This is a genomic window from Methanobrevibacter sp. (genome assembly GCF_045636185.1).
Lineage (GTDB): Archaea > Methanobacteriota > Methanobacteria > Methanobacteriales > Methanobacteriaceae > Methanocatella.
In genome coordinates, this window is record NZ_JAZTXC010000128.1 from 1 (window position 1) to 17,229 (window position 17,229).

Consider the following 17,229-nt stretch of genomic DNA (forward strand, 5'->3'; position numbering starts at 1 on the left):
CAAAAAGAAGAAGCCCGTAAAAAAGCATTTTACAATGCAATTATCAAGCCAGCTAAATTCATGGCACTTCCAAAGTTGGTGTTCCGTCAGAGCAAACCTGCGATTATTGGTGTTGAAGCTTTAAGCGGAACCGTTAAACAAGGTCAAAAACTAATAAATAAAAATGGTGACAGTGTTGGAATAATTGCTAGTATGGAAGATAAAGGGGAAACATTACCTGATATTTCTAGAGGTCAAAGAGTCGCTATGGCTATTGATAATGCCATAGTCGGTAAAGATTTCGATGAAGGGGATGAATTATTCATAGATATCCCTGAAAAGCATTATAAATTCATTGAAAGAGAGTTTAGCGATAAATTAACTGAAGATGAATTCGAGACTCTCAATGAATTTTTGGATATTAAACGTAAACAAGATCCAGATTGGGGAAAATTCGGTCTTTTCGAATAATAGATTACGATGATATAATTAAAAAATAAGGAGGAATACCATGGCATTCAAAGTAGTTGTTTCTAATAACGCAGAATCTTATCAAGTTGAAGTCGATGATACTAAAGCTTTAAATGGTTTAGTCATTGGTGATGAATTTGATGGTGGAATTGTTGGTTTAGATGGTTATACTTTAAAAATCACTGGCGGTAGTGATAAAAATGGTTTTACCATGAAAAAAGATGTTCCTGGTACTAGAAGAATAAAAAGTTTATTAACCGGTGGTACTGGTTATCATCCTAAAAAAGCAAAAAAAGTCAAAGGTGTTAATAAAAAAATCACCGTTGATGGTGTTAAAAGGAGAAAAACCGTAAGGGGTAACACTATTGCTGATGATATAGTCCAAATTAACAGTGTTGTTGTTAAAGCAGGATCAAAACCAATAGCTGATATTCTTGGTGCTGGTGAAGAAGAAGAGGAAGAATAGTTCTACTATTTTTCTTATTTTTACTTTTATGTTGAATTTAAATATTGAAAAGGTGGTTATCTGTGAATGTACAGTCAGATGTTAACATAGGTTTGGTTGGTCACGTAGACCATGGTAAGACTACTCTTACTAAAGCATTATCCGGAGTATGGACAGATACTCACAGTGAGGAAACTAAAAGAGGTATTTCTATTCGTTTGGGATATGCAGATATTGAGTTTAAAAAATGTCCTAAATGTGGAGAGCCTGAATGCTATACTACTGCAGATGTCTGTAAAATTTGTGGTAGTGAAACTGAATTAATTAGAAAAGTTTCTTTCGTTGATGCTCCAGGTCACGAAACTTTAATGGCAACTATGTTATCTGGTGCTGCTATAATGGATGGAGCAGTTTTAGTAATTGCTGCAAATGAACATTGTCCACAACCACAAACTAAAGAGCATTTGATGGCACTTGATGTTATCGGTGTTAAGGATGTTATAGTAGTTCAAAATAAAATTGATATTGTTTCAAAAGAAAGAGCTATTGAAAGTTATAATGAAATTAAGGAGTTTGTTAAAGGTACTTGTGCTGAAGATGCTTTAATAATACCAGTCTCTGCTCAACAAGGCGCAAACATGGATATATTAATTGAAGCTATGCTTAAAAATATCGAACCTCCTGAAAGGAAGTTGGATGGCACTGCTTTAATGCATGTTGCAAGATCCTTTGATATTAACAAACCAGGTTCTGGTGCGGATAAAATCAAAGGAGGAGTTATCGGAGGTACTTTAGTTCAAGGTAAATTAAAGCTTGGCGATACTATTGAAATCAGACCGGGCATTACCAATAATAATCAAAGAATTTATTTAACTTCTGAGATTATTGGTCTTGAAGCTAATGGTAAACAGGTTGAAGAAATAGGTCCTGGCGGACTTGTTGGTATTGCAACCAAATTGGATCCGTCTTTAACTAAATCTGATTCTCTTTCAGGTTCCGTAGCTGGTGAAGAAGGTACTTTACCTGATGTTTTAGACAGTTTTTCTATGGAAGCTCATTTGCTTGAAAGAGTAGTCGGTACAAAAGAGGAGAGTGATGTTGCTCCAATTAAACTCAAAGAACCTTTAATGATTAATTGTGGTACTACAACTACAATTGGTGTTGTCACATCAACAAAAAAAGGTATTGTGGATGTTACACTTAAATTACCTGTATGTGCAGGTTCCGGTGATAGGGTAGCATTGTCCCGTCGTGTTGGAGCACGTTGGAGATTAATTGGGTATGGTATTATTCAATAATGTTTGAGGGCAATAATGAACATAAAAGAAGTTGTTATTGATACCAATTTTTTTATGGTTCCTTTTCAGTTCAATGTCGATATCATCACTGAACTGGAAAACGTATTACCTTCTTACAAGTTAACTACTCCAAGCTTTGTTATCAATGAATTGAAGGGTTTGAAAAGAAATAACAAAGGTAAAATACGTTTAAATGCTAATTTGGCCTTAAAGTTAGCTAATTCTTCAAAAATTGAAATAAAGGATATTTCATTGCTTGAAAACGAAACTGTGGATGATGCGTTACTGAGAGTTTCAGAAGTTTTAGCTACAAATGACATAGAATTAAAAAAACGTGCAAAAGCAAAGGGAATTACTGTTGTTTATTTAAGGCAAAAAAATTATATAACTGTTGACGGTAAGATATAAAATATATTAGACTTATAAATTAATTAAAAAATCATATAAAAAAATAAAAAATGAGGGATTATTTTGTACTACAAGGTCAAAATTGAAGACACAGTGAGAATACCTCCTCGTAGGTTTGATGAGCCTCGTGATAAAGTTGCTATCGAAACTTTAAATGAGACTTATGATGGCCGTTTAGATAAAAATTTAGGTTTATTTATCTGTGTTAATGAAATTGAAGAACTTGGTGAAGGTAAACTTATTATGGGTGATGGTGCTTCATACCATAAAGTTATTTTCAATTCAATATTCTTTAAACCTGAACTACAAGGAATTATTGATGGTGAGGTTATTGAAATAGCTGAATTCGGTGCTTTTGTCAGAATTGGTCCTATGGATGGTTTAGTCCATGTATCACAAGTAACAGATGACTTCATTACTTATGATGCTAAAAGAGGGGCATTGCTTGCAAAAGATTCTAACAAAAGTTTGGATGTTGGCGATTTAGTTAGAGCAAGAACTGTAGCTATCAGTCTTAAAGACAATTCTGTCAAAGATACAAGAATAGGTCTTACAATGAGACAGAATAATTTAGGTAGGTTTGAATGGATTGAAGAAGCAAAACAAAAAAGTAAGAAGGCTTAAAAATGAAAGCGTGTACTGTTTGTAAGATGTTATCAAATAAAGATCGTTGCCCATCATGTGGTAATCCTACTTCTGACAATTGGAGTGGTCTTTTAATTATCACTAATCCTGAAGAATCTGAATTAGCTAAAGAATTAAATATTAAAATTCCTGGAGAATACTGTTTAAGAGTTAGGTAGTGATTAAGTGTTACGTTTGGATGCAGAATTAAATAAAGATATAATAATTGAACTTAAAAAGCCATTAGGCAAATTATATCCTGACTTTGAAGATGCAATTGATGAAATTAAATCTTCCAAGTTTTTAATATCTGTTGGCGATGCAACTTTCGCTAATCTCCTTGAATATGAATTATATCCTAATCTTGCTATTATTGATAATTTAATTCAGAGAAAAAATTACAATCATGATGTTATACATACGGAAAATATTTTAAAAGCTAATAATCCTGCTGGAACCATTACTGATGATCTATGGGAAACCATAGGCAAGGCTCTTGAATTATGTGGCAATGGCGAATGTTATGTAATTGATGTGGCCGGGGAAGAAGATCTTGCAGTTCTTCCTTGTATCTTAATGGCTAGTGAGGATACAACCATTTTATATGGACAACCTAATGAAGGTTTAGTTGTTTTAAATGTTTCTGATACAATAGATAAAGCTCAAACGTTGATTGATGCATTTATTGAAGAATAGATTAAGTGAGGCTTAATTATGGAAATTGAAATTTTTGAAGAAAAAGAAAACAAATTGTTCAACAGAAAAGAAATCAAATTCTATGTTGATTATGATGGAGAAGCTACTCCTAAAATATTAGATGTTAAATCTAAATTAGTAGCTTTATTAAACGCTAAAAAAGAAACCGTTGTTGTAGATAATGTACAACCACACTACGGTGAACCTAAAGCTTTAGGTTACGCTAAAGTTTATGATACTTTAGAAGACTTAGAATACATTGAAACTAAACATGTAATTGCTAAGAATGCTGAACCTGATAAACCTGCTGAAGATGAGGAAGCTGATGAAGCTGCTGAACCAGCTGAAAATGAAGAAGAATAGGTGATTTTAATGGTAAGAAAATCTGATCTTTACAAAGTAGATGGAGACAAACTTGAAAGAAAAAACCAAATTTGTCCTCGTTGTGGTGAAGGTGTATTCATGGCAGACCATGGTGACAGAGTAGCTTGTGGTAAATGCGGATACACTGAAATGAAAAAATAAGATTTTTAATTAAATCTTTTTCTTTTTTTTAATTTTTAATGGTGATTCTTGTGGATAATATAAGAAATGGTAGGTTTAAAACAGGAATGACTGACCAGGCAGCTGAATATACTTCTTCTTTGGATGCCGATAAAATAATTTTTGAAGCTGACATTAAAACTAATTTTGCACATACTTCCATGTTAAAGCATGAGGGTATTATCGATGCTGATGTTGCTGATAACATTTTATGTGCACTTGACCAGCTTAAAGAAGAAGGCTATGATGCTTTAGTTTTTGATCCTTCAGTTGAAGATGTTCACATGGCTATTGAAAACTATGTAACATCCAAGATTGGACCTCAGGCCGGTTATATGCATACTGCAAAATCACGTAACGACCAGGTTGCAACTGATATCAGGTTAGTTTTAAGAGAAAGGATTATAGGTATTCAAATCGGTATTTTAGAGTTCATTGAAGGTATTGTAGAAATGGCCGGTGAGCATTTAAACGATGTATTCATTGGATTTACTCACTTGCAGCATGCTCAACCTATTACTATAGCGCATCATTTGATGGCTCATGCTCAGGCTTTAAAAAGGGATTATGAACGTCTGGAAGATACATATAAACGTGTCAATTTAAATCCTTTAGGCTGTGCTGCTATGGCGACTACCAGTTTTCCTATTAATCGTGAATTGACTACCAAATTATTGGGCTTTGATGCTTATCTGGAAAACTCAATGGATGGAGTTTCTGCAAGGGATTTCATTGCAGAGACTGTTTTTGATTTAACCAGTTTGTGCACTACATTATCTAAAATCTGCGAAGAACTCATTTTATGGAGTACTTATGAGTTTGGCGTTATTGAAATGGCAGATGAATATTCATCAACTTCTTCTATCATGCCTCAAAAGAAGAATCCTGATGTTGCAGAGCTTGCACGTGGAAAATCCACTATCGTTAATGGTGAACTCGTTACTATCTTAACTATTCTTAAAGCTATTCCATATACTTATAATCGTGATTTGCAGGAAATTACTCCTCATTTATGGAATGCACTCAAGGTAACAGAAGATACTTTATCCATCGTTACCCGCATGCTTCTTTCAGTTGAATTCAACACCGAAAGATGTGCTGAGTTGGCAGGACGTAATTTTGCAACTGCAACTGATTTGGCAGATATTATGGTTCGTGAAAAAGAAATACCATTCAGAACTGCCCATAAGATTGTTGGTCGTATTGTAAATGAAGCTACTGCTAATAATATGGCTGAAGAGGATATTACATCTGAATTCATTGATGATATTGCAGTTGATTTGGGTTTTGATAAATTGGGATTGGCTGATGAGTTAATTCAAAATGCTTTAAACCCTGCTGAGAATGTTAAAATCAGACGTGTTGTCGGCGGACCTGCTCCTGAAATGGTGGAGTTAGCTCGTGATAACATTAAAGTATTTTTGAATGATGAATTTGAAAAAAAGGGAATTTAATTTCCTTTAACTTATTTTTTTAGGTTTACCTAAACTTTATATATTATTTTTTGTAAATATAATATTGGCATTATTTTGCTAAGATTGGTTAGTTGATATTTAGTTTTGATAGAATTACATGGAACCTTTTCATGTATGGCTCAGCTTCTATTAATTACTAAGTATTTCTAATTAATCGAAATTATTCTTGTTATTAATTATTTCCTAAAAATTGTATTGCTAATTTTCATATAACTTTATATTTTATTTTTCATATATCTATTAAAAGGATAAGGAATATAGCGAATTTATTATTATTGCTAAATATATTTGGATAAGGTGGAGTTCTATGTCTAATGATAATATTGAACTATTGAGAAGCAACCCCAAACATTCATTAATGAAGCTGGCTGTTCCAATCATGATTACTATGATTACCACGTCCCTTTATAACATAATCGACGGTATATGGGTTGCAGGATTGGGTACAATATCCATTGCAGGTGTTGGTTTGTTCACTCCATTATGGATGTTAATTAATGGTCTAGCTTCAGGCCTTTCCAATGGTTCTACAAGTACTATTGCTCGTTTTCGTGAGGAAAGTGACCAAAAAGCCAATATTGCTGGTGAACAATCGATTATTGTGTTTTTCTTAGGTTCTGTTGTCTTATCAATTTCATTGGCAATAATATTAATTCCTTTTTTAAATCTATTCACTGCTTCACCTGAGACCTATAAGGAAGCTATTGATTATGCAATTCCATTAATTGTTGGTTTAATAACATTTGTATTTAGTATGGGCCTTTCAGGAATTCTTCGTGCTGAAGGAGATACTAAAAGGTCAATGTATGCCATGACTTTGGGAGTTATATTAAACGCAGCTTTAGATCCGGTATTCATTTACATATTAAACATGGGGGTAGCTGGTGCGGCCGTATCAACAGTAGTAACTTCATTTATCAGTTCAATAATAATTATTTATTGGATTTTTATTAAAAAGAATACTTATATTAAGATAGATACCAGCATTATTTTTAAATTAAAAATTAACTGGTCCATTACAAAAGATATTTTAAGTACAGGAATTCCTTCATCAATGGTTTTATTCATGCTGTCCTTTGCGGCATTCATATTTTATTATTTCCTGAATATTATTGGGGGAGATTTGGGCGTCAGTATCTATTCATCAGGCAATCGCATATACCTTTTGGGATTAATGCCTATAACATCCATATGTTCGGCTCTTGTTGCAATTGTTGCAACTCATTATGGTGCTCATAACATTGATTATGTAAAAAAATCGCATAATTATTCTTGCTTATACTCAGTTATTATCGGTACAATCATAGCCATATTGTTCATTGTCTTTTCGGACCAAATATCTTATGTATTTTTATTAGCTAATGAAGACCATGCTTTGCTTCAAGGAATTTCAACATTTATCAAATACACTGCATTATGTATTCCTTTTTTAGGTGTTGGTTTGCCTTCCACTTATCTGTATCAGGGATTGGGAAAAGGTTTGCATAGTCTGTTCTGTACAACATTTACTGAGGTCATATGTACAATTCCAGCTACTTATATATTCGCATTTAACTTTAACTATGGTATAATTGGTATTTGGTTAGGTTTTATTGTAGGAAGAGGATTTTCAAGTATTTTAAACTTTATGTTTGCAAGATATACAATTAAGAATTTAGATAAAACGGAGAGTGAATTATCTTAGTAGTGCAATACCATGAATTCTATAAGTCGTGGATTAACTGCACAAAATGTGTTTAATGGTATTTCCCATTATATAATAATGTTGGAAGTTTAATATTAGCATATCTGTGGAGTTATGATATGGACAAAATTTATATTTTTTAATAATAAAAAATATATTAAGGTTTTATGGAGGGATTTTCATGTTTGGTACACAAAAAATTTTAATTATTAGTGATGATGAAGAAAATATTTCTGCAAATCACTTTCGCAAAATTTTAGATAAAGACAAATACAATGATATTGAATTGATTTGTTCTAAATCAGGATTAGATGATTTGAAGATGAATATGAGAAGAGACTTTTATGTAATATTGATTGATTATGATAATTTGGATGATGATATTAATCATTTAATTGGCTTGATTAGGTCTTATTTATCTTCATTACCTCTTATTGTTGTATTGTCTTATGATACCTCTATTTTTAGTAGAGAAATAATACCTCATGTTACTTTTCATGATAAATCCAACTCTTTTGAAACACTATATAATCAATTAGTCAATTTCATAAAATGTATGGAATTCTGTAAATCTATTAATGATGTTTCTCATCTTCCAGGGAATATAGTTATAAATCAAGTAATGGAAAATAAACTCAAAAATAATGAAGATTTTGTAATAATGTATATTGATATTGATAAATTTAAACCGTTTACTGATTATTTCGGAATCTTTCGATCAAGTCAAGTTATTAAATATTTATCACGTTTAATCATTGACTTAATTGAAAAATATGGTTTGCCTGAAGATTTTGCAGGTCATGTTGGTGGAGATGATTTTGTTGTCATATGCAATAGCCATGATAATTATAAACTTATTGGAGATAAGATAGTTGAGGAATTTGATAAAAATATACAAAGATTCTATGATGAAATTGATGTGCAAAGAGGCTATATTGAAGTGTTAAATAGGGAAAGTCAATTAGAAAAATTCCCATTCATAACATTGTCAATTGTTTCTATTAGTAATGAATTAAAGGATTATTCAACTACTGAAGAAATATATAAAGATATGATGATTTATAAAAAAGAGGCTAAACAAACAATGGGATCTATATTATTGCATAGTGCTGATATGGGGGGAGTATAATGTTTCATAAAAAGGTTGTTGTCATTGATGATGTCGGTGATTTTTTTGAAGAGTTAAGCGATGCCTTTCATGATGATTTGGAAATAATTATCAAATGTGTAAATTCTGATTTTGAGTCTTTAAAACAATTTTTGAAAAGAGATACATATATGATTTTAATAAATATGGATGGTTTAAAAACAGATTTAATGGAATTGGTTGATTTCATTCAGAATAATTTATTTTTCCTGGCTCTTCCAATAATGGTGATATCTGATGATGAAGATTTTGTTGGAAACCCTCCGAAATTAGGCTCACTTCTCTTCAATTCTATTCCCAAACCATCAAATATGGATGATTTGAAATCACTTTTGGATTTTTTCATTGAAATTTTAGAATATAACAGGAATATCAATGATATTTCTGGTCTTCCAGGTAATAAAATTATAAGTTCAAAATTATTATATGAAATTTCTCAAAATACCAAATTTGCATTCGTATTTTTAGATTTAGATAAATTTAAAGAATTTGGTGAATATTTTGGATTATATAAGGCAAGTCAAGTAATATATATTTTAGCCAATATAATTGATCAATCAATTAAAAAATATGGTTCATTTGAGGATTTTATAGGTCATGTTGGTGGAGACGACTTTATACTGATTTTAAAAGATTATAGGTCTGCTGATGTAATCTGTAATGATATAATAGCTAAATTTGATGAAAAAATCCTGGAGTTTTATAGTGAAGAGGATTTAGAACGAAGATATATCGAAACGATTAACAGGTCAGGTGAAGTTGAAAGGTTTAGTATCATGACTATTTCCGTTGTTTCAATGAACTATACTGATTTTAAAAATCAGTCTTTCGATCAAGTATTCCGGTCATTAAATGAGATTAAGAAAAAGACCAAACTTATTGAAGGAAGTGTAATGTTAAAAAGTTAAAAAGCTTCGCATTGTTTTTAAAATATTGTAAATGGTGAAATAATGAAAAAGAAAATAATTTTATTAACAATTGCATTGATTTTTATTTTTTCAATTTCTATTGTATCTGCTAGTGGGGATACAAATCAAATGGATATTGGCATTTCAGATAATGATATTATTGCAAATGAGAATAATATTTATGTTAATGTGAGTAATCTTGAAAATGGTGACGGATCAATTGATAATCCTTATAACAACTTTGGTAGTGCTGCCGACAATGCCAGTAATGGTTCTGTAATATATCTTTCTTCTGGAGTATATTCCGGAAAAGGTGTTAATGTAAATTTGACAATTGATAAGTCTTTGAATTTGGTCAATTGGGATAATGGGGATGTAATCTTTGATGGATTAAGCCAATCCTATATCTTCAATGTTACTTCGCCAGTTTTCAATGTAAATAACATTATTTTTAGAAATGCAAATGCAGATTACGGCAGTGCATTATATTTTGCAAATGGACTTAAAGACAGCAATATCAATGCTACCTTTTTAAATAATCGTGCTGAGGTTAATGGTGCTGCCATTTTCATCAAAGGCGAAAATACAAATAATGTTTTCAATGGCTACTATTTTAATAACGTTGCACATGATGGCGGTGCAATTTACATTGATGGCGAATCAAACAATAATGTTTTCAATGCCACTTTTAATGAAAACAATGCACTTATAAATGGTGGAGCACTTTATTTCAATAATGTCTCTTGCAATGACATCTTTTGCGGTCGATACATTGGCAACACAGTTAATGTTACCTCTGGAGGCTCAATCTACTTTTTCAGCGAGACTAGAAAAAATATTTTTAATGGAGACTTTATTAAAAATTATTCTCCATATTTTGGTGGAATAATGTTTGATGCTTCATCATATGGAAATGTTTTTTCAGGCAATTTCATCAATAATTCTGCTTTTTATGATGGTGCTGCAATATGTGCATCTTGGAATATTGAAAATTGTGTTTTTTCAGGCAATTTCATCAATAATTATGTTCATGAGTTTGATGGCTCTTCAATCTGTTTGATGGGCAATTCTCATAATAATATTTTCAATGGTTATTATGCAAATAATTATGCTGCTGAAGGTGGTGTAGTTAGTTTCGGCGGTTCTATAAACGACACGGTTACTGGTACTTTTATAAATAATTCAGCCCATGCTTTTGGTGGTGTACTTCTCTTTTGTGATATTGTTGACCATTTATACGTTAATGCAACATTCATCAATAATTCCATTGAACGAAGCGGTGCTGCAATAACCTTTTATAGAAATTTTGCGAATAATGTAACTAATTCCATCATTGCAGGGGATTTCATAAATAATACTGCAGATGTTTATGGTGGAGCAATTTATTTCTACGCTCTTAGAAGTGAAAACAATACAATATCTGCTAATTTCATAAACAATACCTCTCCTAGAGGATCAGCAATTTATTTTAGATGTGAAGAAATAATCAATACCACATTCATTAATTCCAATTTCATTTCAAACAAGGCAGATTCATCATCAATCGATTATTGTATTGATGACAATAACTTGCTGGTCAATGCTTCTCTTAAAGCTTTCCATAATTATATCAATGCGATTTATTCCATTAATGATAAGCCATTGCATTTTGTTAATGTAAGCTATTGGGGTGAGAATGGCATTGTCAACAGTGGAGACGTTACTTTTAATGCATCTGATTTGGAAGCGGGTCAGAATTTAACTTTAGAGATATATGAAGGTGGAAAATGTGTTTTAAATATTACAAACGTGACCAATAATAATGGTTATGCATCTTTTGACTATTCCAGTTTGGATTATGGCAATTATGTATGTTTACTGTATCATAGTGATGATGATTATTACACTGCAATTTCCCGAGAATTTAATTTAACTTTCAATCCGTTTGTAGTTGAAGTTGAAAATTTGGTTAAATATTACTCTGCTCCGGATAAACTTGTTGTTAATCTAACAGACCGTGAAGGCAGAGCCATTGCAAATCAAAGTGTGGTCTTCAACATTAATGGCAGGAATTATACCAGAACAACCAATGAAAACGGCAGTGCAGCTTTGGCCATTAATTTGGTAGCTGGTAAATATCCTTGTGTTGTTTATGTGAATGATACTGATTTCAATGTTAATGTCACTGTTTTAACCACTGTTAACGGTACAGACATAACCAAAGTTTATAGGAATGCAACGCAATACTATGCAACATTTTTGGATAGTGAAGGAAACTACCTTAAAGATGGTACTGCAGTCAGATTCAACATTAATGGTGTGATGTATGATCGCCAAATCAGTGGAGATGAAGGTTTGGCTAAGTTAAATATCAATCTTAATCAGGGAGAATATATTATAACTGCCATGAATTTGGAAACCAGTGAATCTGCATCCAATAATATTACTGTCATTCCTAGAATAATTGAAAATTACAATATTACAAAATACTTCAAAAACGCTACCCAATATACTGTAAAAGTCATTGGGGATGATGGAAATCCTGTTGGTGCAGGTGAAATTGTAAGATTCAACATTAATGGTGTATTTTATGAAAGAACAACCAACGAATCAGGAATCGCAAAGTTAAATATTAACCTGAACCCAGGGGATTATATAATAACTGCTGAATATAACGGGTCTGCTGTGTCAAATAATATTAAAGTTTTACCTATCTTGACTGCTGATGATTTGGATAAGAAATATGGTGATTCCACTCCGTTTGAAGCTAAATTGGTTGACGGTGAAGGCAATCCATATTCAAATCAGACTGTTGGCTTTAATGTTAATGGCGTATTATACAACAGAACCACTGATGGTGAGGGTATTGCGAAATTAAACATTAATTTGCAGGCTGGAGAGTATATTATCACTTCATCTTATGGTTATGCGGTAATTTCCAATAAAATCACTGTTAGAAATTAATTTTTTGTTTTGTAGAAACTCCAAATCAGGTCCAGAGCTTCACCAGGCTCCAGGGCTTGAGAACGGGTTTCCCTTAATATTCTTTGTATTGAATATTTTTTCATGTAGGGATAATTTTTGTGTACTTCATAAAGCAACGGACAACCAAATCCTTTAAACTCTCTTAAATCATAATTTCTGATTAAGGATTTTATCTCTTGCTTGCCAGTCGATAAACTTGCTGGAAGGTTCAAGCGATATAATGAATCGTTCTGTTTATTTATGCATTGTGTACCAGTTGCAAGCATATCACCAAATATAATTATTGGAATTTCGTTATTTTTTGCATATTCCTTAGCGATTTCTGATGTGTTTTTGGAACATCTTCCGCATGGATGAAACTGGCCTTCAAGTGCTTCTTTAACAACATCGCTATAATCGGCACTTAAGTATTCATGTTTGACATTCAGCTTTTCGGTCACTGTTTTTATATTTATCTTGTATTGGTTTGGCAGGATGATTGTTCCGGGATCTACTGTAATGGCTACTGGATTAAATCCTAGTTTTTTGGCTAAAATCAATGAAAAGCTGCTGTCAACACCACCTGAAAGAGCAACAACCGCTTCCGTTTTTTCGCTTTCACTGAATTCATTTTTTTCCAGATAATTTTCAAAGTTAAAACTGTAAATATTGTCTAATTTATCATTGATTATTTTTTTCAGGTTATCAATACCCACCAAATTCAAATCCAGGTTTTCAACAGTTTTTTTGGATAATTTTAATTTATATTCCTTGTTTAAAAAGTCTCCATAGCTTTCAACATGAATGCTTTCAAGGTTGAGTCTTTCCCTTAGTTTGCCAACAACCCAACCTCCTTTTCCAATAATGGCTGATTTGTCAGGCCTGTCTTCAGTTATTATCCATAATTCATTAGTATCCTCATTAAAATATAGTTCTTCAATATAGATATTAACCTCATCATGGCCTATTTCACGCCTTATCATGTTAACTTCGTCCAATATGAATTTCTTATCCATCACCATCACCTATAATAAGTATTTTATAATTGAAAGTTATATATTAATATGAGGTTTTATTTTGATTAATGTAGATTTATTTAATTTTATCAATCATTCTTTACAAAATCCAGTATTTGATGTTATAATGCCTTATATAACATATTTGGGAGGATTTGAATTTGTATTGCTTTTTTGTCTTATTGCTATTCTTTTATGTATAGTTTTTAAAAAGAAAGACGCTAAAAGAATTGCTTTCCTATGTTTGTTATCCTTAGTAATTGCTGCAGGAATCGGTTTTATTTTAAAACATACTTTTACACAGCCGAGACCTGATATTCTATTGGATAATGTTCGTGTTCTGGTCGCGGAAGGAGATCCCAATTCATTTCCTTCAGGCCATACCTTATCGACTTTTTCTGTTGTTGGTTTTTTGGCTTTAAAAACCAAAAATAAACTATGGGCAGCTCTTTTAATTATATGGGGTCTTTTAGTTGGTTTTTCAAGAATATATGTAGGGGTCCACATGCCTATTGATATTTTAGCAGGTATCATAGTGGGTATGTTCTCAGCATTTTTAGTTTATAAATTTGAAGATAAAATCATTAAAATCTATTATGATGTGGTTGGTGTTTTTAAAAGGTAGTTGATGGAAAATTAGTCTTTTAAATCACTAATTTTTCCAATATATTCAAAATCGTCCTTGTTATCCATGTATTTAACACCTATTTCCTTGCCGTCAGGATAATGGGTGATTATGGACATTCCATCGTTGACATCGATGGTAATTCTTCTTAATTTTTTACCGTTTTCAGCTTCAATTACTATAACATCTCCATTTTCAACGAGGTTTCCTTCTTCAAAGTCATCGCTGATGTCTGTTGAGTACCAGTGCTGAGGTAATTTTAATCTTAAATCTAAACTGTCAAGTAAATCTTTTAAATGCATAATTAACACCTTCGTTAATAGTAATTTAGCTTGGAAGTTATATAAAGATTTTGTAACTTTATAAGGGTTATTATGGTGAAACAATATTTTTTCCGAATTCCTGCAGATTCCTTAAATCCTCATCATTTGGTCTTCCTCTGTGAACCAGTTTGAAAGCACCTCTACAGTGGAATTCCTCTTCAGCCATGGTAATATTGTTATTTTCGGCTATTTTTTTAACTTGCTTGTATGTAGATTCAATTAAGGCAGCACTGCTGAAGTTAACGATTTTTCCAACGTTGACATTAATGTTTTCAATGAATTCTTTAACTTTAACATCAACACCTGCAGCGTAAACTGCACTTCCCAAAAATAGAATATCGACATCTTCATTCAATGGACTGTCTACAGTTAATGCTTCTACACCAACAGCTTCACTTAAAGCTTCTGCCATTTTTTTGGTGTTACCTGTTTTTGTATAATATCTTATTGCAATTTTCATGTATGTTTGTATATTTTTCAATATATTTATAATTTAATTAATTTTTGATTATTTTCTAATATTTTCTAATTGAACCACTTAATATATATACTAATGAATAACATATCTTTATTCATTAACAAAGTTAATTTAATTAAGTGAAGGTTTGATATTATGGTAAGGTTTTCATCATCATTGGAGGATAAACAGCCACAAAAAAGAAATAATCAAGTCCCTGATGGATTTGATATGGAGTATTCAAGATTGACTCAACGCGAAGTTAGAGAAAGGCCGGTTTATACTCAAGAAGCACCACGTTATGTTGAAAGACAACCTCCAGTAGTTGAAATGAATGATGACTATGATAATATCGCTTTAGATGAAAAGCCAGAAATTAAAGAACCTTTACAATTCAATCCAAAAGATAACATTCAATTCGGTGTTGAATATTCACCAAATTCAAAGCCTCCTGTCATTGGAAACAATCATACGATAAGATCAAACTCAATAATATATAATGATGTTGTAATCGGTGACAATTTTAGAACAGGGCACAATGTAGTAATTAGAGAAAATACTAACATTGGAGATGACGTATTGATTGGAACAAATACCGTAATTGAAGGTGATGTCATAATTGGAAACGATGTAAGTATTCAGTCAAATGTTTACATTCCAACCAATTCCGTTATTGAAGACAATGTATTCATCGGACCATGCGCTTGTTTTACAAATGATAAATATCCGGTTAGGATTAACTACGAACTTCAGGGTCCACGTATAAGAAGAGGAGCTTCAATCGGTGGTAACACTACATTCCTGTCCAATGTTGAAATAGGTGAAGGTTCAATCGTTGCCGCAGGAGCTATTGTAATTCACAGTGTTCCTCCATTTTACTTAGCTATTGGAACACCTGCACGTATCAAGCCTCTTCCTGATCATTTAAAAGTTCCTAACAAATTATAATGATTATTTTTTTTATTTAATTTAAGGAGAGAATTCTTATGGCAAAATGGAAATGCAAACTTTGTGGATTTATATATGATGAGGATGAAGGTTTACCTGATAGGGGAATTGACGCAGGAACTCCTTTTTCAGAACTTTCTGATGCATTTAAATGTCCTAAATGTGGTGTCAGTAAAAAGATGTTTAAAGAAGTAGAATAATTTATATATCATATTTACTATAAACTTATGTAATGAGAAACTTTTTATAGTTTAATTAAAAAAAGGAGATAAGATTATGGCAAAATGGAAATGCAATATGTGTGGATACGTATACGATGATGACGCTGAAGGTACTGCTTTTGAAGACCTTCCTGATGACTACAAATGTCCTATGTGTGGTGCATCAAAAGATATGTTTTCTAAAGTAGAATAAGGAGGAATAATTATGGCATTTGTTTGTAAAGTATGTGGATACGTTCATGAAGCTGATGAATTACCTGATGACTTCACCTGCCCAATGTGCGGTGTAGATGCAAGTAACTTCGAAGAACAATAATTTTTGTTCTTTAACTTTTTTTATTTTTATTTTTAAGTTTTTTTTAGTTCTATTTTACTAAAACTTCTCTATTTTTAAAATTAACAGTAATTTTGCCGGAATATTTTTCAAAGATTTTTTCGATATCCCTAAAGTCTTTGGAAACAACATCATATATTACCTTATCGGAATAGTCTTTGTTTGTAACTTCCAGATTGTTGTTTCTGACTTCACCGTCAACTAATTTAATATCTGAATATTCAAAAACAAGAGTATAAACATCATACAGTTCAACTTCTAAAATTTTAGCTTCATTAATGGCTTCCAGCACGGATTTTGAATAGGCTCTAACTAATCCCCCAGCACCAAGCTTAATTCCACCAAAATAACGAGTAACAATAGCGGTAACATTATGCAGATCGTTTTTTCTCAAAACGTTAATCATAGGTTTACCTGCAGTTCCGCCAGGTTCACCGTCATCATCAAAGCCTTCACCGTCAGAGACAATATATGCAGTACAATTATGAGTGGCATCACTATACTGCTCATTGACTTTCAATATGATTTCTTTGCTTTCTTTTTTAGTTCTGGTTGGAAATAAATGGCAAATGAACTGTGATTTTTTTACATTTATTTCACTTTCAACCGCTTTTGCTATCGTTCTCATAATAATCTTTATATAATTAATTATACATAATATTGATATTAAAATTTTACATAGGT

22 protein-coding genes and 1 pseudogene are annotated in these 17,229 nt (G+C 31.9%); 19 read left to right on the plus strand and 4 right to left on the minus strand.

Annotated features, from left to right (window positions below):
• From ACKI3Q_RS07300 to ACKI3Q_RS07365, 14 genes and pseudogenes are all read left to right on the plus strand, one after another.
• Positions 1-450 (plus strand): annotated as a pseudogene (locus ACKI3Q_RS07300) (translation initiation factor IF-2); the annotation flags it as partial.
• A 40-nt stretch (positions 451-490) separates the two neighbouring features.
• The gene (locus ACKI3Q_RS07305) at positions 491-916 is read left to right on the plus strand and encodes a 30S ribosomal protein S6e (protein WP_407415721.1); all 426 of its coding nucleotides are present in this window, start codon (positions 491-493) and stop codon (positions 914-916) included.
• 62 nt (positions 917-978) lie between these two features.
• On the plus strand, positions 979-2,193 hold the full coding sequence (locus tag ACKI3Q_RS07310) for a translation initiation factor IF-2 subunit gamma (RefSeq protein WP_407415723.1): 1,215 nt from the start codon (positions 979-981) through the stop codon (positions 2,191-2,193).
• A gap of 15 nt (positions 2,194-2,208) precedes the next feature.
• Entirely contained in the window at positions 2,209-2,601 is a 393-nt protein-coding gene (locus ACKI3Q_RS07315) for a PIN domain-containing protein (RefSeq protein ID WP_407415725.1), read from the plus strand.
• A 63-nt stretch (positions 2,602-2,664) separates the two neighbouring features.
• On the plus strand, positions 2,665-3,225 hold the full coding sequence (locus ACKI3Q_RS07320; protein ID WP_407415727.1) for a DNA-directed RNA polymerase: 561 nt from the start codon (positions 2,665-2,667) through the stop codon (positions 3,223-3,225).
• 2 nt (positions 3,226-3,227) lie between these two features.
• Positions 3,228-3,404 (plus strand): transcription elongation factor subunit Spt4, encoded by a 177-nt coding sequence (gene spt4, locus ACKI3Q_RS07325; protein ID WP_407415729.1) that lies wholly within the window; start codon positions 3,228-3,230, stop codon positions 3,402-3,404.
• Between the two features lie 7 nt (positions 3,405-3,411).
• Positions 3,412-3,921, plus strand: a complete 510-nt coding sequence (locus tag ACKI3Q_RS07330) for a GTP-dependent dephospho-CoA kinase family protein (RefSeq protein ID WP_407415731.1) — start codon at positions 3,412-3,414, stop codon at positions 3,919-3,921.
• Between the two features lie 18 nt (positions 3,922-3,939).
• On the plus strand, positions 3,940-4,284 hold the full coding sequence (locus ACKI3Q_RS07335) for a 30S ribosomal protein S24e (RefSeq protein WP_407415733.1): 345 nt from the start codon (positions 3,940-3,942) through the stop codon (positions 4,282-4,284).
• A gap of 9 nt (positions 4,285-4,293) precedes the next feature.
• Positions 4,294-4,446: a 30S ribosomal protein S27ae gene (locus ACKI3Q_RS07340; RefSeq protein ID WP_058738954.1), complete on the plus strand. Its 153-nt coding sequence runs from the start codon at positions 4,294-4,296 to the stop codon at positions 4,444-4,446.
• A 50-nt stretch (positions 4,447-4,496) separates the two neighbouring features.
• The gene (argH, locus tag ACKI3Q_RS07345) at positions 4,497-5,918 is read left to right on the plus strand and encodes an argininosuccinate lyase (protein WP_407415735.1); all 1,422 of its coding nucleotides are present in this window, start codon (positions 4,497-4,499) and stop codon (positions 5,916-5,918) included.
• Between the two features lie 328 nt (positions 5,919-6,246).
• Positions 6,247-7,623: an MATE family efflux transporter gene (locus ACKI3Q_RS07350; RefSeq protein ID WP_407415737.1), complete on the plus strand. Its 1,377-nt coding sequence runs from the start codon at positions 6,247-6,249 to the stop codon at positions 7,621-7,623.
• Between the two features lie 181 nt (positions 7,624-7,804).
• Entirely contained in the window at positions 7,805-8,752 is a 948-nt protein-coding gene (locus ACKI3Q_RS07355; RefSeq protein ID WP_407415739.1) for a diguanylate cyclase domain-containing protein, read from the plus strand.
• The gene (locus tag ACKI3Q_RS07360; protein ID WP_407415742.1) at positions 8,752-9,678 is read left to right on the plus strand and encodes a diguanylate cyclase domain-containing protein; all 927 of its coding nucleotides are present in this window, start codon (positions 8,752-8,754) and stop codon (positions 9,676-9,678) included. The genes ACKI3Q_RS07355 and ACKI3Q_RS07360 overlap by 1 nt, the downstream gene beginning before the upstream one ends.
• A gap of 42 nt (positions 9,679-9,720) precedes the next feature.
• Complete coding sequence (locus tag ACKI3Q_RS07365; protein WP_407415744.1) at positions 9,721-12,621, plus strand: hypothetical protein; 2,901 nt, start codon at positions 9,721-9,723, stop codon at positions 12,619-12,621.
• Here ACKI3Q_RS07365 and ACKI3Q_RS07370 read toward each other — a convergent pair.
• Entirely contained in the window at positions 12,618-13,643 is a 1,026-nt protein-coding gene (locus ACKI3Q_RS07370) for a 7-cyano-7-deazaguanine synthase (RefSeq protein WP_407415746.1), read from the minus strand. The two genes, ACKI3Q_RS07365 and ACKI3Q_RS07370, sit on opposite strands and share 4 nt — an antisense overlap.
• A gap of 55 nt (positions 13,644-13,698) precedes the next feature.
• Here ACKI3Q_RS07370 and ACKI3Q_RS07375 point away from each other — a divergent pair, with 55 nt between their 5' ends.
• The gene (locus ACKI3Q_RS07375; RefSeq protein ID WP_407415748.1) at positions 13,699-14,262 is read left to right on the plus strand and encodes a phosphatase PAP2 family protein; all 564 of its coding nucleotides are present in this window, start codon (positions 13,699-13,701) and stop codon (positions 14,260-14,262) included.
• A gap of 11 nt (positions 14,263-14,273) precedes the next feature.
• On the opposite strand, the gene ACKI3Q_RS07380 is transcribed toward ACKI3Q_RS07375, so the two are convergent.
• Positions 14,274-14,564 carry a hypothetical protein gene (locus tag ACKI3Q_RS07380; protein ID WP_407415750.1) on the minus strand — a complete coding sequence of 97 codons (291 nt, stop codon included), beginning with the start codon at positions 14,562-14,564 and terminating at the stop codon, positions 14,274-14,276.
• A 70-nt stretch (positions 14,565-14,634) separates the two neighbouring features.
• A complete protein-coding gene (locus tag ACKI3Q_RS07385) occupies positions 14,635-15,045 on the minus strand; it encodes a flavodoxin family protein (protein ID WP_407415752.1) in 411 nt (136 codons plus the stop codon).
• Positions 15,046-15,372: 327 nt separating this feature from the next.
• Between ACKI3Q_RS07385 and ACKI3Q_RS07390 the strand changes: the two genes are divergently transcribed.
• The 4 genes from ACKI3Q_RS07390 to ACKI3Q_RS07405 all read left to right on the plus strand — a co-directional run bounded on the left by ACKI3Q_RS07390 (position 15,373) and on the right by ACKI3Q_RS07405 (position 16,527).
• The gene (locus ACKI3Q_RS07390) at positions 15,373-15,990 is read left to right on the plus strand and encodes an acyltransferase (RefSeq protein ID WP_407415799.1); all 618 of its coding nucleotides are present in this window, start codon (positions 15,373-15,375) and stop codon (positions 15,988-15,990) included.
• Between the two features lie 38 nt (positions 15,991-16,028).
• Positions 16,029-16,190: a rubredoxin gene (locus ACKI3Q_RS07395; protein ID WP_296808956.1), complete on the plus strand. Its 162-nt coding sequence runs from the start codon at positions 16,029-16,031 to the stop codon at positions 16,188-16,190.
• 76 nt (positions 16,191-16,266) lie between these two features.
• Complete coding sequence (locus tag ACKI3Q_RS07400) at positions 16,267-16,404, plus strand: rubredoxin (RefSeq protein WP_149730987.1); 138 nt, start codon at positions 16,267-16,269, stop codon at positions 16,402-16,404.
• A 12-nt stretch (positions 16,405-16,416) separates the two neighbouring features.
• Positions 16,417-16,527 (plus strand): rubredoxin-like domain-containing protein, encoded by a 111-nt coding sequence (locus ACKI3Q_RS07405; protein ID WP_058738961.1) that lies wholly within the window; start codon positions 16,417-16,419, stop codon positions 16,525-16,527.
• Between the two features lie 49 nt (positions 16,528-16,576).
• Here ACKI3Q_RS07405 and ACKI3Q_RS07410 read toward each other — a convergent pair whose 3' ends face one another.
• Entirely contained in the window at positions 16,577-17,173 is a 597-nt protein-coding gene (locus tag ACKI3Q_RS07410) for a YigZ family protein (protein WP_407415755.1), read from the minus strand.
• Between the last annotated feature and the right edge of the window lie 56 nt (positions 17,174-17,229).